General features: G+C 64.1%; 16 protein-coding genes. 8 read left to right on the top strand and 8 right to left on the bottom strand.

Annotated elements, in window-relative coordinates:
- The 8 genes from SIN08_RS00345 to SIN08_RS00380 form a co-directional block, all read right to left on the bottom strand.
- A complete protein-coding gene (locus SIN08_RS00345; protein WP_322449471.1) occupies positions 1–846 on the bottom strand; it encodes a nucleotidyltransferase family protein in 846 nt (281 codons plus the stop codon).
- 3 nt (positions 847–849) lie between these two features.
- Positions 850–1956 carry a CgeB family protein gene (locus SIN08_RS00350; protein WP_322449472.1) on the bottom strand — a complete coding sequence of 369 codons (1107 nt, stop codon included), beginning with the start codon at positions 1954–1956 and terminating at the stop codon, positions 850–852.
- Positions 1953–2570 (bottom strand): histidine phosphatase family protein, encoded by a 618-nt coding sequence (locus SIN08_RS00355; RefSeq protein WP_322449473.1) that lies wholly within the window; start codon positions 2568–2570, stop codon positions 1953–1955. The genes SIN08_RS00350 and SIN08_RS00355 overlap by 4 nt, the downstream gene beginning before the upstream one ends.
- Positions 2567–3670 (bottom strand): inositol-3-phosphate synthase, encoded by a 1104-nt coding sequence (locus SIN08_RS00360; protein ID WP_322449474.1) that lies wholly within the window; start codon positions 3668–3670, stop codon positions 2567–2569. Before SIN08_RS00360 ends, SIN08_RS00355 begins: the two co-directional genes overlap by 4 nt.
- Before the next feature lie 189 nt (positions 3671–3859).
- Positions 3860–4195: a hypothetical protein gene (locus SIN08_RS00365; protein WP_322449475.1), complete on the bottom strand. Its 336-nt coding sequence runs from the start codon at positions 4193–4195 to the stop codon at positions 3860–3862.
- A gap of 55 nt (positions 4196–4250) precedes the next feature.
- The gene (locus SIN08_RS00370; RefSeq protein ID WP_322449476.1) at positions 4251–5105 is read right to left on the bottom strand and encodes a GGDEF domain-containing protein; all 855 of its coding nucleotides are present in this window, start codon (positions 5103–5105) and stop codon (positions 4251–4253) included.
- A gap of 116 nt (positions 5106–5221) precedes the next feature.
- Entirely contained in the window at positions 5222–5887 is a 666-nt protein-coding gene (locus tag SIN08_RS00375) for a thermonuclease family protein (protein ID WP_322449477.1), read from the bottom strand.
- Positions 5884–6423 (bottom strand): thermonuclease family protein, encoded by a 540-nt coding sequence (locus SIN08_RS00380; protein ID WP_322449478.1) that lies wholly within the window; start codon positions 6421–6423, stop codon positions 5884–5886. The genes SIN08_RS00375 and SIN08_RS00380 overlap by 4 nt, the downstream gene beginning before the upstream one ends.
- A 582-nt stretch (positions 6424–7005) precedes the next feature.
- On the opposite strand from SIN08_RS00380, the gene SIN08_RS00385 reads away from it, so the two are divergent.
- From SIN08_RS00385 to SIN08_RS00420, 8 genes are all read left to right on the top strand, one after another.
- Positions 7006–7206 (top strand): hypothetical protein, encoded by a 201-nt coding sequence (locus SIN08_RS00385; protein WP_322449479.1) that lies wholly within the window; start codon positions 7006–7008, stop codon positions 7204–7206.
- An 18-nt stretch (positions 7207–7224) separates the two neighbouring features.
- Complete coding sequence (locus SIN08_RS00390) at positions 7225–8214, top strand: type IV secretion system protein (protein ID WP_322449480.1); 990 nt, start codon at positions 7225–7227, stop codon at positions 8212–8214.
- A 17-nt stretch (positions 8215–8231) separates the two neighbouring features.
- Entirely contained in the window at positions 8232–8921 is a 690-nt protein-coding gene (locus SIN08_RS00395; protein WP_322449481.1) for a virB8 family protein, read from the top strand.
- Positions 8921–9763 carry a TrbG/VirB9 family P-type conjugative transfer protein gene (locus SIN08_RS00400; RefSeq protein ID WP_416207985.1) on the top strand — a complete coding sequence of 281 codons (843 nt, stop codon included), beginning with the start codon at positions 8921–8923 and terminating at the stop codon, positions 9761–9763. The genes SIN08_RS00395 and SIN08_RS00400 overlap by 1 nt, the downstream gene beginning before the upstream one ends.
- Positions 9760–10926 carry a type IV secretion system protein VirB10 gene (gene virB10 / locus SIN08_RS00405; RefSeq protein WP_322449482.1) on the top strand — a complete coding sequence of 389 codons (1167 nt, stop codon included), beginning with the start codon at positions 9760–9762 and terminating at the stop codon, positions 10924–10926. Before SIN08_RS00400 ends, virB10 begins: the two co-directional genes overlap by 4 nt.
- The gene (gene virB11, locus SIN08_RS00410) at positions 10907–11923 is read left to right on the top strand and encodes a P-type DNA transfer ATPase VirB11 (RefSeq protein ID WP_322449483.1); all 1017 of its coding nucleotides are present in this window, start codon (positions 10907–10909) and stop codon (positions 11921–11923) included. Before virB10 ends, virB11 begins: the two co-directional genes overlap by 20 nt.
- Positions 11924–12165: 242 nt before the next feature.
- On the top strand, positions 12166–12666 hold the full coding sequence (locus SIN08_RS00415; RefSeq protein WP_322449557.1) for a helix-turn-helix transcriptional regulator: 501 nt from the start codon (positions 12166–12168) through the stop codon (positions 12664–12666).
- Between the two features lie 158 nt (positions 12667–12824).
- Positions 12825–13838 (top strand): polysaccharide deacetylase family protein, encoded by a 1014-nt coding sequence (locus tag SIN08_RS00420; RefSeq protein WP_322449484.1) that lies wholly within the window; start codon positions 12825–12827, stop codon positions 13836–13838.
- The last annotated feature ends 45 nt before the right edge of the window (positions 13839–13883 follow it).

The raw sequence follows: 13883 nt of genomic DNA on the forward strand, positions 1-13883 counted from the left end.
TCAGGTGCGTTGTTCGATCTCGGATGCGGCAGTGACGGACGGCAGGCTGCGTTTCGGCGCGAAAGGCCGTCTGCCGGCAGGCGCGGCCATGGTGACGTGGGTTCCGCCCTCCGCCGCCGCGGGTCTGTCGCTGCGCAGCAACTCGCCGGCTGCGCGGTAGCCGGCGAGGGTGCCGACGTCGACATAGGCTTCGCCCGCCTTGACGCCGGCGGCTTCGCCGCCCTGGGCAAGCCATGCATTGACCAGGGTGCCCATATACTCGTCGGCTCGGCCGCGCTCGATCCACAGTCGCCGCAGATCGTGCAGTATCCGGCCCGGCATGCGGAAGGCGCCCCACACCCAATGGGTCGAGGGCCGCGCGCGCTTTACCTGGATTTCGCGAACATGGCCGGCGTCGTCGGTCTCCACCGCGTCGAAGGCTGTCGGGTTGTCGACGGGGAAAAGCAGGAAGGAGAGCTTGTCCTGCGGTAGCGCGCGATAGCCGTCGGCGGGCAGCCAGATGGTGTCCGGCAGGCCGACGAGCACGTGTTCCTCCGGCGTGATCAACGGTGCGACGCGGAAGATCGCATCGCATAGGCCCGCCGGCTCGGGCTGGACCACATAGGCGACCGAGGCCGGTCCGTAGCCGCCGCCGTAATATTCCATGATGTCGGACTTGCCCGGCGCGATGACGAAGCACAGCTTGTCGGCGCCGCCGCGGATCATGCGCTCGCAGAGATATTCGCTGACGGCGCAGGGGCGTTCCGATTCGCCGTCCAGCCGGCTGCCGACAGGCAGCAGTTCCTTAGAGAAGGCCAGCGGCTGGATACGGCTACCGCTGCCGGCAGCGGGAATGATGCCCCACATCCTTCAGCTCCCATGCATTTGCAATGTTGGCCTGTCGTCGGCGGATTCCCGGGCGCGTTCCAGACAGGAAACGAACTCGCCGGCCCGCTTTTGCGAGGTGTGCTCGGCCAGCACGCGGTCACGCGCGCGTGCGGCGATGGTCTTCAGCTCGGCCTCGCTGCGGTCGAGCGCGGCCAGGGTGTCGGCTGCCTGCCGCGCCACGAGGATCTCGCGATCGGGCGCGAAGAAGTGATCGAGCCCCTCCCACCAGTCCGAAATGACCGGTACGCCGCAGGCCGCCGCCTCGAAAAGCCGGCCGGAAGGACACCACCCCATCTCGGCCATAGCGCGACGGGTGATGTTGAGGGTCAGCCGGCCCGAGGAATAGAAGGCCGGGTGCTCGTCGGGCGGGAGGTGCCGGACGAAGAAGATGTTTCTCGCCCAGGGAAAATCGTCCGGATATTGCGTGCCGGCTATGACGAAGCGGTTGGCGGGCCGCTTTCGCGCGGGTTCGACGAACAGTTCCACCAGCGCATCCTGCCGGTCGGCGGCATAGGTTCCGATATAGGACAGGTCCGCGGCATAGTGCCGGCGTGGCGTGGTCGGCCTATGCACGGCCGGGTCCACATGACCGTAGAGCGGTCGCACCAGGCGCGCGCCCAGCCGCTCGCGCAGAGCGTGCAAGGCGCGGCCGCCGGTATAGCTTAGAACGAGGTCGAAGTCCCGCAGCCCGCGTGCGCCGATATAGGGCACACGTTCGCCGCGCCCGAGCGCCGACAGCGTGACCGGTGTGTCGAGATCATAGAAGACCTTCACGGGCCGTTCGGCCGACAGCGCCAGGTCCGAGGCATGCACGCCGTCCGGACAATAGGACGTGACGATGGCGGCATCCGCCTCCCGCAGGTGGCGCCGGGCGGCGGGAAGGATGTCCGTCCAGTCCCGGTAAAGGACAAGCTCGCCTCCTTCGATCTCGAACAGGTCGCGGGCGTCGGCGTAGTAGGGGACGTCGCGTTCGAAGAAGACGACGGTCCAGCCCTGGCGCGCCAGGGCCCGGACAAGACCACGCCACAGCGTGGCATGGCCGTTTCCCCAGGAGGAGGAGATCGTCAGGCCGAAAATCACCATCTTCAAGGCACGCCCTCCTCGGCCAGATGGCCGCAATCGTTGAGCGCAAGGATCTTTCCGCCACGCGGCCCCAGCGCAAGCGTGGTGACGGCGGCGGGTGAGATCTCGAAAGCGTCCACGGACTGGAACGGCCGGCCGCTGAAGCGGCAGACGGCGGCCTTGATGACGTCGCTGTGGCTGACGAGGCAGACCGTTGCGCCGGGCAAGCGCAGCGCGAGGCCTTCCATGAAGCCGGTGATGCGTTCGGCAACCATCCGCATGGTGTCGCCGGCCGGTGTGGCGGCGAGGTCCCGCTCGGCATTCCAGCGCTGCCATTCAGGGTCGTCTTCGAGAGCGGCGAATGTCTTGCCCGTCCAGCGGCCGAAATCGATCTCGTCGAGGGCGGCTGCGCTTTCCACTTCCACGCCGACGGCGGCGGAAAGGATCTTTGCGGTCTGGCGCGCGCGCGGCTGCGGGCTGGCGAAGAGGGCAGCGGTTTGCCCTTCGCGCAGATGTCGGGCCAGGGCTCCGGCCTGGGCACGGCCGGCCTCGGAGAGGTCTATACCCGGCATCCGTCCGGTGAGAACCGTGCCGACGTGGCCGTGGTCCGCGTGTCGCACGAGATGAAAGACGGTACTCACTGCGCGGTCCTGGTGGGAAATTCGTCATCGCCGGAGATGAAGCGCAAGGTGCGCGCCCGGGCATCGGAATCGGTGAACTGCTGGGGCGGCGACTTCATGAAGTAGCTTGAAGGACCGATCAGCGCGCCGCCCAGCCCGCGATCGAGCGCGAGCTTCGCGCAGCGCACGGCGTCGATGACCACACCGGCGGAATTGGGCGAGTCCCAGACCTCGAGCTTGAGCTCGGCACTGATGGGCACCCCACCGAAGGCGGTGCCTTCCATCCGGATATAGGCCATTTTCCTGTCGGTGAGCCAGGGGACGTGGTCGCTGGGTCCCACATGCACGTTCTCCGCCGGCATCGGCACGCCGAGCTGGCTCGTCACCGACTGGGTCTTGGAGATCTTCTTCGATTCCAGCCGCTCGCGTTCCAGCATGTTGAGGAAGTCGGTGTTGCCACCGAAATTGAGCTGGTAGGTCCGCTCCAGCTTGATGCCGCGCTCGCGGAACAGGTTGGTGAGCATGCGGTGAACGATGGTTGCGCCGACCTGGCTCTTGATGTCGTCGCCGATCAGGGGCAGGCCGCGTTCCTCGAAGCGCGCGCGCCATTCCGGGCGCGAGGCGATGAAGACGGGAATGCAGTTGACAAAGGCGCAGCCGGCCTCCAGCGCCCGCTCGGCATACCAAAGGGAGGCCTGCTCGGAGCCGACCGGCAGATAGGAGACGAGCACGTCGGTGCGGCTACGGCCGAGCACCTCGGTCACATCGGCCTCGGGCTCGTCCGATTCCTCGACCAGATCGCTTACATACTGGCCGATTCCGTCCAAGGTTTTGCCGCGCTCGACCTTCACTCCCGTTGGGGCGACGTCTGCAAAGTGCATGGTGTTGTTCGGCGGTGCGAAGATCGCTTCCGAAACGTCGCGGCCGACCTTTGCGGCGCCCACGTCGAAGGCCGAGGAGATCACGACGTCGTCGACCGAGTAGCCACCGAGATCGGTGCTCATCAGGCCGGCGATCGGTTCGTTCGAGTGCTTCCCGCGGTAATAGCTCAGCCCTTGCACGAAGGACGACGCGCAGTTTCCGACGCCGACGATTCCGACCCTTAATTCTGCACCTTGCATGCTTCACCTCCAGCTGCCGGAGGGCGGCCGGCGTTGGCCAGAGGCACCGGCCGAACCGCTCCTCACGCTACCAACAACGAGGCGTTGCGTTTGTTCCAGAGATGCTGGTTTCGGCTCCCGCGCCCTTTTGGGGGGGGGTCGACCCGCGACAGGGGCGGTTTCGTGTCGCAGCCGGCGGTGCCGACTGGCTCAGCACGCGTTTTGATTCAGTCCCTTGCGGGCGAGAAGGATGGCGCGGAGATTGCGCCAGCGCTCTTCGGGCAGCGCAAGGTTCTCGAACGCCGCCTCATCGGGCACGCGCATCAGACGATCGATTTCCCTGTCGTGCAGGTGGGCAATGACGGCGTGCTCCCACACACGCAGCTCGCCTTTGGACACCGGTCCCCGGTTAAGCCGCTCGCCGAGATCCTCGAGCAGGCGCAGAAGCTCGGCATAGCCCTCCGCCGCAGATCTGCCCGTCGGCGGGACGTGCAGGTCCAGCTTCTGCGGCAAGCCGGAGGGGATGTGGTGATGCCGCGTGATCATTCCGGCTCTCCGACAGGCGCGATCGGCGGTTTTCGCCGCCCAGTCCTGTTGAAATCTAATGCCCGGTGGCCGGCAATGTTCCCCGGCAGTCGGGCAGGACCTTGGCCTCCTCGGGGGCGACGCCCGGGGCCTGGCGCGTGTCGTGCGGGTGTTTCTCCCGCGCGAGAGGCTGGATGATGACGCGGTTGCGGCCGCGATTCTTGGCCTGGTAAAGGCAGAAGTCGGCTTCGCGCATCAGGAATGAGGCGGGCTGTCCACCGATCTCCGCCGCGCCGCCGATGCTGACGGTGAGCGGGACTTTGCTGCCGTCGGAGGCGATGAACTCGATGCACTCCACCTCCCGGCGGATGCGCTCGGCCACCTCCAGAGTCTCGTGCGCATCGGCGTTTATGAGGATGATCCCGAATTCTTCGCCGCCGATCCGCGCGACGATGTCGTTGGCCCGGACGGCCCGGCACAGCGCCTGGCTGATCTGCATCAACGCCTTGTCGCCCACCAGATGGCCATGTCGATCATTGATCTTCTTGAAGTGGTCCGCGTCGATGATGAGCAGCGAACGTATCTCGGACTTGCGGCGGCTGCTCTTGAGCATGCGGTAGAAGTGTTCGCGGTTGGAGAGTCCGGTGAGATGGTCGGTGCGCGTTTTCGCCTCCAGCCGCGCGTAGGCGCGCGTCAGTACTTCCAGTTCCTGCGCCAGGCGATGGTTGCGGGCGAAGACGGTCAGGCTGAAGAGGAAGGCGGTGCATGCGGCGGCGAGCGCGACAGCGACGGCGAGCGCGACAGCGACGGCGAGAAGGGGTGTAAACGGCTCACCGACGGTTGCCCGCGTGTGGATATGGAGCGCAGCGAGCAATCCAGCGGCCGCGGCAGCGAGCGCCGTCAGCCCGGCTCTCAGGAAGACGTCTTTCATTCCCATTCCGCATGCTCGGCGTCCCTTCCGAGAAGCCGGCTTACAGAGATCGGATGAGTATCATCCTTCAAAAACCGTTCGGATTTGAACAATCCCTATCGACGGGCGGTAAACGTTCACCGGTCCCTGCGCACCGGCCGTCTGCGGGCATCCCGGAAAGGTGGTGAAATCTCTTTTTCGCGCTCGGCAAGCAGATTGAAATCTGCGATGGGCTTTCGGCGGAGCGTCTTGTCGCGCGCCTTCCGGCGCCATTCCTCCATATCCAGAACGTAGGTTTTCCACATGCCGTAGCGTGCGGCCATGGCGTGGCGTTGCGCGGTGAGATAGCCCGCCCGGGACGGGCGCGGCGTGTTTACCCGCGCCCACCCCGCCTGCAGCATCTCGGCACCGAGATCCCGTCCGGCCACGCTGCAATACGCCGTTGCAAGGTTTCCCACATCATAAGCGGCGGTCACGCACCGCACGCTGCTGCCGCCGACCAGGCGCTTCAGCCAAGCCCTGGCCAGGGGACCGCACGGCACGGGGGCGGGCGATTTCGTGTGCTTGCGGTTCTCCCATTCCGGATCGAGCGCCCATTGCGGCAGTTTGCAGGTATCGAGATCCGTCAGGCGCACCTTCTGCGCGAAGCGGGGGTACCACAGGGTGCGCCCGTCCATCACGGCCACCCTGCCCTCGAATATGGGGAGGCCGGCGATACCGCGTACATCAGGCGTCGACGGGCCGGCGGTGCAACCCGCCGCTGCGGCCGATGCGCTGACCAGGAGGACGGCGAACCGCTTCATTTTGCGGTTCCACCCGCGCCGTGTCGCGCGTTCGTGCTCATGAGAACTGCGGGGTGGACGACGTCGCTGAACTGCCACAGCCCCTCCTTTTTCTTCCGCGCCGTCTGTTCGGCGAGGGCATAGGCCATCTGGTACGGCATTCCTTCCGCGTCGAGCGCCGCAAAGGCATAGCCGCTGTTGATCAATAAAAGGCCGAGATCGCTGCGTTGCCTGCCGACAGTGGCGTAGCACATGACGTAGGTCAGATCGGGGGTCCGCATGACGGGCGCGCAGACTGGGCTCGTGTCCTCGATGAATGCCGCCAACATGGCCATGGAGGCCTCGCCGCAGTCCCGTTCACGATTTTGCTTGTCGGTATAGGTGGTGCCGCGGAGGCAGGACTGGACGCCATAGAGTCGGTAGCGCCCCTTGTCATCACGCCAGGTGTCGCCGCTTTCGAGCGTGATCTGCGGTTCCAGGTCGAAGTAGCCGGCAGGTGCAGCGACGGCACTGAACGGAGACAAGGCGGCGAAGACGATCAGCAGTGCAGATTTCATCGTTTTCCTCCCAGGATAGTGGATAGCCAGAACGGTATCAAAAAATCTCTGGATAACTGCGCCAAATACGTATACGTATATGTGGCATTAATCAATGCTGGCTTGTACGGGCATCGAGATCGTTAGGGAGGAGCGATGAGAGGCGTGAAGGTTCCAGGCCTTGTATCCGGGCTGTCCCCGGCGGTGGTGGCCGGGCTTTTTTCGCTGTCGGTTCAGGCCTCCGAAAAAGAAAATATTACATTCTAAAACAATAATTTAAGAGATGATAGAGTTCATGTCGAGCTTGCGTTGGCTGGTGCCACCTTCGATGAACGCTGGGGTGCCGGAGAGCGTGCCGACGCTGCGATTCTGAGAAGGGAAGGAGGCGTTATGGCCTCTGCAATCCCATCGTATAGATTGCATCAAATCGGTAATGTTTACTTAGATGAGTTGATGTATGCGAACTGCTCACGATCAACGAGATGATCGGGGTGCTGAACGGCGTCCTGGCCTCGCAACAGGCGGAGAACCAGCGAAAGCTGAGCAATCTCTCGAGCATGAGCAAAGCGCTTAGCTATGGCCGCCGCCGTCCCTAACCTGCGCATGGCGGGCTTGCTCCTGATCGTGCTGGCCTCGCTCGTCGAGGCCGGCTGCTCACAGACGGTGAAGGAGAAGTCCGCCCCCTGCAAACGGCCCGCCGGCGTGATGGGTTTCGCCGCCGACCCCGGCGATTGCGGGCCCATGGCGCCGATCAACGAGAACCCGGCCGACGTGCGCGCAGCCCTTGCGGCGATCGGTGGCTGAGATGGAGGAGGCAGGCCGGTGGAGAATTTCCTGACAGACGTTCTCGGTAGGGTCGACGAGGCGGGCGCATCCTTTTCGGAACAAGCATATACGTTCATCGGTGCCCAGATCGCGCCGTTGCTGACGGCGCTGTTGGTGCTGTACGTCGCTTTTTACGGGGTCCAACTCATCACCGGCACCGCCTCGGTCGGCGCTGCCGAACTTGCGGGGCGCCTCGTAAGACTGGTCGCCGTTCTGGTGCTGATCGTCAACTGGCACAATTTCGACGTGCTGTTTTTCGGCTGGCTCGACAGGACGCCGGAGCAGGTCGGCCGGGCACTGCTTCAGGCGACGCTGTCCAAGATCGACGATCCGGTCGGTGCCCTCTCGGAGATTTGGAAGACGGCCAATATCGCCGCAACCGCCTTTGCCGCGCAGACCGGTTACGAAGACGGCCTGCCGAGCCTGGTCAGTTTCCTGTTCATCTTGGTCGCCGGCGCGTTCGTCGGCGTCGCCCTGGCGATCCTGTTTCTCGCCAAGGTCATGCTCTGGGTGCTCGTCGGCACCGCGCCCATTTTCATCGCGTGCATGCTGTTCGAGCAAACGCGCGGCTACGGCCGGGGCTGGGTGAACCAGGTGCTCGTCTACGTGCTTACGCCGATGTTCGTCTATGTGGTCACCGCGTTCCTCGTCATCGCCATGGAACCGAGCCTTAACGAGCTGGAAAGGCACATCGATCTGAAGGACCTGCAGTTGAGCGATTTCGCCGTTTTCGTGCTTCTGTGTATCGCCGGTGCGATCGTCTTGGCGCAGGTGCAACTCCATGCACACGGAATCGTGCGCGGCATTGAAACAGGCATTGCCCGCGGCCTGGGGCGCGCGACCGGCCGTTTCCCCGCCAGGTGGATGGCCGAAGCGGCGTGGGAGCGCCGTGGTCCCCGGCGCAATGTGTCGTCCGTGTACACCGGCAGCACCGAAAACATGCAAGCCATGCAGAACCGTATCAGCGCAAACAGCATGCCGCTTTAAGAACGAGGCAGGGTACGATGAGTGCAGGACCGGACGAACTTCGCACCTACTATCAGGACGGCGTCTGCTGGGAAGCGGAGATCATCAAGAAGGCGAAGCGTTCCCGCGCGCTTGCCTGGTTCGTCACCACGATTTTCGGCGCCGTCGCGCTCATCAGCCTGACGGTGCTGCTCATGCTCGTGCCGTTGAAGAGCTTCGAGCCGTACATCGTGGAGGTCGACACGAACACCGGGTACGTCGAGGTGAAGAGCGGCCTCACCCGGCCGCTGAACCTTACGGAGGAAAAGGCCGTCACGCAGGCCAACATCGTTCGCTACGTTCGCGCGCGCGAAGGGTACGACCCCTATCGCATCTCGGACAATTATCGCCTTGCCGCTCTTCTTTCGACGGCGCGCGCGGCAAAAGACCTCCAGAGCCTCTACAGTTCCGGCAACCCGAAGAATCCCAAGCGCATATATGGCGACAGCACGGAAGTGCTGGTCCGGATCAAGTCGGTCAACTTTCCCAACGACACCACCGCCATCGTGCGTTTCTCGACCGAGGAACGCACGAGCGTCGACTCCCTGACGCGCCACTACGCGTCGGTTGTGCGGTTTCGTTATACCGATACCCCGACGGCCAACAAATGGCGCTTCGAAAACCCCCTCGGCTTTCAGGTCTACCACTACCGCCGAGAACAAGAGACCGTTTCACCGGAGGCGGGCTGATGTCGAGATCGCATTTCGGCGGCGGTGTTTCCATCTTCGGCCGCGCACTGATCGGCGCCGCGATGGTTGCCCTGACGCTTCCTTCCGCGCAGGCGGGGCAAAGCCCGAAACCGGGCCGGCGCGACCCACGGATCACCACTGTTACCTACAAGCCCAACGATGTCGTTCAGGTAAACGCCGCCTACGGGATCTCCACCATGATCATTTTCGACGAGGATGAAAGTTTTGAGACCATCTCCCTGGGCGACACGGAGAGTTGGCAGGTCGTGCCGGCCAAGAAGGGCAATATTCTCTTCGTCAAGCCGGTTGCCAGGGATGTCCCGACCAATATGAACGTCGTGACGAGTAAGCGCGTCTACTACCTGGAACTGCGCGATCACCGGCCAGGTGGCAGGGATGTCTTCGGGATCCGTTTCATCTATCCGGAGAAGGATTTGAACTCTGCGCTCAGGGCCGAGGCGGAATACCGCGCCGCTTTCCCGAACATGTCGAAGATCGACAAGCAGAACGTCAATATCGACTATTCCTATTCGGGGACGGCGCCGCTCAAGCCGCAGATGGTCTTCGACGACGGGAAGAAGACCTTCTTCAAGTTCGGCGCGCGGATACCGGCGATCTTCGGGGTCGACGCGGATTATTCCGAAACGCTGCTCAACTTCCACAAGGAAGGGGACTATGTGGTGGTGGACGGCGTGGCTAAGCAATTCACGCTGCGCGACGGCGACGATTGGGTGTGCATCTTCAACCTCGCCGCGCCTGATTTCGGTGCGCCCGATCCCGCCATCCATGGGCCGGCGCATGACGGGACCGCCAAAAAGCGCAGGGGCAGCGGTAACCGATGAAACGCTCCCCCGAACTCGATGCCCTGTTGACGGCTGACGAATCCGACGTGCGGGATTCGAATGCCGGGCGCTACCAGGGCCTGCGCCTTGCGGTACTGCTCGCCGGCGCCGCCGTGATCATCTATTTTCTGTTCCTGGGGCAGGACGCGCCGACCGACATGGGACTGAGCGGGGACGAGGAGTTTCGCACCACCGAGTTGTACCCCTCTTCCTTCGAACGGAAGACGCCGGAACCGCCCGAGCCGGTGGAGTTGCCGGAGCTTCCCCCACCGCCCGAGGCGCCAGTGGAGCCGCAGATTCCACCACCGCCCGCGCCCGAAGAGGACTTTCCCGCCCGTTATCTGTCTGGCCTGGTCCTTATGGACGAGACGGCGGCCTCCGAAGGCGCGGGCGATGCGGCCTTCGGCGGCGTGGCCGGGCAGGACAGAAACAGCGTCTTCCTGGGTGCACTCTCGGCGATCGGAAACCGGACGGCCACTGCCCGGCGCCTGAAGCGGATCGATGCCCTCGTTCCCGAAGGAACCATGATCCCGGGCATTCTGGAGACCGCGATCAACTCCGATCTGCCGGGCCAGGTGCGTGCCGTGGTTTCGCGCGACGTCTATTCCTTCGACGGCCGACGGGTGCTGATTCCAACCGGATCGCGCCTGATCGGCGAATATCAGGCGGATGTCGAACGCGGCCAGACACGGGTCTTCGTCGTCTGGTCCCGGCTCCTGCGCGAGGACGGCGTGTCGGTTCGGCTGAACTCGATCGGAGCCGATGGAATGGGACGCGCCGGACTGACCGGACACGTGAACACGAAGTTCTTCAAGCGCGTTTCGACGGCCATGCTGCTTTCCGTGGTGGGAGCAGGCGCCGGCTATCTGATCGATCCCAGAGAGACGTCAACGGAGGTGTTCGACCCGAGGACCGGGCTAACGCGACGCAACGTCAGTCGAGAAAGTGGAAAGGAGGCTGCAGTCGAATCGATCGTGAGGGCGACATCCGAAATGACGAAGAACGAGTTCGGCGCAAATCTCGACATACCGCCCACGATCAGCATTCCCCAGGGGGAGCGCATCTTCGTCTATGTGCGTCAGGATCTCGATTTCGCGACGCTCTACGACGATCCGGTGACGGAGGCGCTGAAGGAGATCAAGCGTGAGCGCAATCTCGAATAGAGCCGCCAGCGTCGAGTACTTTCTCAGACGTGCTTTGGCACCGGTCCAGACATTTCTCAACGACCCGCGCGTCGTCGAAATTGCCGTGAACCGGCCGGGACAGGTGTATGTCGAGCGCTTCGGCGCCGGTTTCATGGAGCACCACGAAATTCCGGAACTGACCGCCGAGGAGATCCAGAACATCGGCGAACGGGTGGCGGCGGTCACGGACCAGTTCATCAGCCCGGCTCACCCGATCCTCAGTGCCGCACTGCCGACAGGCGAGCGCATTCAGGTGGTGCTGCCCCCGGCGGCGCCGCTGGGCGGGACGATTGCGATCCGCAAGCAGGTGGTCCAGGACTTCACCCTGGAGGAATATCGTGACAATGGCTCGCTCGACGGGGTTTCCGTCGCCGTCGGCGGTCTCAGCGACAGCGATCGGGCTCTGATCGATCTGCTCAGGCGCGAGGATATCTACGGCTTCATCGGCACGGCGATCCGCAACCGGGTCTCCATTCTCATCAGCGGCGGCACCTCGTCGGGCAAGACCACCTTTCTCAACGCCTGTCTCAAGAGCATCGACCCGCGGGAGCGGATTGTCACACTCGAGGATACGCGGGAGCTTTTCCCGCCGCAGCCCAACACGGTTCACCTCCTGGCTTCCAAGTCCGATCAGGGCACGGCACATGTGACGATCCAGCATCTGCTCGAAGCCTCGCTCAGGATGCGGCCCGATCGTCTCTTCGTCGGCGAGATCCGTGGAGCGGAGGCATTTTCGTTCCTGCGGGCGATCAACACCGGCCATCCCGGGTCCATGTCGACGGTCCACGCCGATACGCCGATGGGGGCCTACGAGCAGATCGTCATGATGATGCATCAGGCGGGAATGGGCGCGGGATATGCCAAGCACGACCTCATGTCGTATATCCAGGAGGTCATTCCCGTTGTCATTCAGTTGCGCCGTGACGGCGGCAAGCGCGGCGTCTCGGAAATCTATTTCGCGCGCCAGACGGAGTAGCCGTGCGCCCGGCAGAGGCCGGTTAGCTGCCTTACGCTCCCCCGGTGGCAGGGGTTCCGGCGCTTAAAGTTTATGTTAGTTTCTGGCGTCATATAGCTGTTTCTCAGTACCGGTGGGGCGTGCGCACCGTCGCTGCGTTCTCGGGCGGTGCCGTGCGGCGCTCTCCGAAAACAGCCCTGTGAGCAGTGAAGGGGAAACAGGTGTCGAGGATCAGCTTGAAAAAACGTGCGGCTGTACCCGACATGGACGCCTACAAGAAGCAGATGGGGCTCGTGGAGACGGCGGATCCCGATATCGCCAAGCCCGTATATCGCCGTCCCTCGTTCGACGGTGTTCGCACGCTCGGTGAAATGGAACAGCGGATCGCCGCCCACTTGCGCCGCAAGCGCAAGGAGAAGGCGCTTTCGCGCGAGGAGCTCGCCGAACTGCTCGGGCTTTCGGCACAGGTTTACGGACGCTATGAGCGGGCGTTCTCCAAGATGCACGTCACGCGCATGATCCATCTTTGCGAGGTGCTCGGCCTCATGCCCATGGAGATGCTGTTCGACGCCGCACCGCACATCTGGGGCCGGACGCCCGAGGAGGCGGAGGACCGGCTGGCGCTGGCGAAGCTCGTGGTGGGATTGCCACACGCCGTGACAAAGGATCTGCTGCGCATCGTCGAGCACCTTTCCCAGGACGAAGAACAGCAACCGGCAGAGCAGATGAGGCAAGCGCCGCGCCGTATGGCCGGCCGGGGGTGAGCGCCTCGGAAGGGTGAATGCGGGCCGTTTGCAAGGGGGCGGGCATCATGGGACATGGCAGGCTTGCGAGCCGAATGACAGGCGGGGCGTTCTTTGCGCCGGAGGGGCCTTCAGCTCCGGAGACGGCCAGGTCTCTGCTGCGCGCTGCCGCGGTGCGGATGAGACATGCCGTCATTCGGGCCGGCCTGGAAGCCACGGCGCTTTCCCGTGCGGCCCGACTTGTCCCGACCGTCGGCGGGCGTGGACTGATTTTCACCCTTCACCACGTGCGGCCGCACGAGAAAGCGCCCTTTTCGCCCAATGCCGCTTTGTCGGTCACGCCCGAGTTCCTGGAAAAGGCCGTGGTTGCGGCGCTCGACGGCGGGCTCGTTCCGGTCCACCTGCATGCGCTGCCGGCGCTGTTGGCCGAGCCGGACGGGCGCAAGTTCGTCGCCTTCACCCTGGACGACGGCTATCGCAACAACGCGCAGTTCGCCGCGCCCGTTTTTCGCCGGTACGGGATTCCCTACACGATCTTCATCACCGCCGGGTTTGTGGAGCGCAAGCGTACCCTTTGGTGGGAAACGGCGGCGGAGCTGGCCGGGCGCGGGACTGGCTTCGTCTTTGACTTCGGCCGCGGCCCGGAAGAGGTGCCGGCGCGCACGCTGGCGCAGAAGAACGCCGCCTTTGCGCGCTTGGCGGCTTATGTTCACGCGATCCAGGAGGACGAGGCCGTGGCACGGATCGACACGGCGGCCGCCGAGGCCGGCATCGATGCCGGGTCGATCGTTCGCGAACTCGTCATGGATGCGGATGAATTGAAGGCGCTTGCCGAGGATCCCCTGGTTCATTTCGGTGCCCATACCGTCACCCATGTCAACCTGCGTCGGGTGCCGGCGAAACGGCTGAATGAAGAAATCACCGAATCCGCGCGCGCGGTCGAGCGTTATGTCGGCAGCAGCCCGCGCTCCTTCGCCTATCCATACGGAGGGCGATCGGCAGCAGGTCCGCGTGAGATGGCGGCGGTCGCCGAGGCGGGTTTTTCGGCTGCAGTCACCACGCAGCCGGGCCGTCTGGAGGCGGCATGCCTGGAGCAGCCGACCGGGCTTCCCCGGGTTTCCCTGAACGGGCTTTTCCAGAAGAAGCGCTATGTCGCGGCGCTGATGACGGGGCTGCCGTTCCGGTTCACCTGACCAGGTCACGGCCTTGCGTAGCCTCTCTCGCGCGTGCACAGCGAC

This window comes from Chelativorans sp. M5D2P16 (genome assembly GCF_034427935.1).
Taxonomy (GTDB): Bacteria; Pseudomonadota; Alphaproteobacteria; order Rhizobiales; family Rhizobiaceae; genus Chelativorans.

Bases quoted from the DNA above. Each gene is read 5' to 3' on its own strand.
- SIN08_RS00400 (WP_416207985.1), top strand. From the start codon at position 8,921: ATGTCGAGATCGCATTTCGGCGGCGGTGTTTCCATCTTCGGCCGCGCA.
- SIN08_RS00365 (WP_322449475.1), bottom strand. From the start codon at position 4,195: ATGATCACGCGGCATCACCACATCCCCTCCGGCTTGCCGCAGAAGCTG.
- SIN08_RS00370 (WP_322449476.1), bottom strand. From the start codon at position 5,105: ATGAAAGACGTCTTCCTGAGAGCCGGGCTGACGGCGCTCGCTGCCGCG.
- SIN08_RS00375 (WP_322449477.1), bottom strand. From the start codon at position 5,887: ATGAAGCGGTTCGCCGTCCTCCTGGTCAGCGCATCGGCCGCAGCGGCG.
- SIN08_RS00385 (WP_322449479.1), top strand. From the start codon at position 7,006: ATGGCGGGCTTGCTCCTGATCGTGCTGGCCTCGCTCGTCGAGGCCGGC.
- SIN08_RS00415 (WP_322449557.1), top strand. From the start codon at position 12,166: ATGGACGCCTACAAGAAGCAGATGGGGCTCGTGGAGACGGCGGATCCC.
- SIN08_RS00360 (WP_322449474.1), bottom strand. From the start codon at position 3,670: ATGCAAGGTGCAGAATTAAGGGTCGGAATCGTCGGCGTCGGAAACTGC.
- SIN08_RS00380 (WP_322449478.1), bottom strand. From the start codon at position 6,423: ATGAAATCTGCACTGCTGATCGTCTTCGCCGCCTTGTCTCCGTTCAGT.
- SIN08_RS00345 (WP_322449471.1), bottom strand. From the start codon at position 846: ATGTGGGGCATCATTCCCGCTGCCGGCAGCGGTAGCCGTATCCAGCCG.
- SIN08_RS00395 (WP_322449481.1), top strand. From the start codon at position 8,232: ATGAGTGCAGGACCGGACGAACTTCGCACCTACTATCAGGACGGCGTC.
- SIN08_RS00420 (WP_322449484.1), top strand. From the start codon at position 12,825: ATGAGACATGCCGTCATTCGGGCCGGCCTGGAAGCCACGGCGCTTTCC.
- virB10 (WP_322449482.1), top strand. From the start codon at position 9,760: ATGAAACGCTCCCCCGAACTCGATGCCCTGTTGACGGCTGACGAATCC.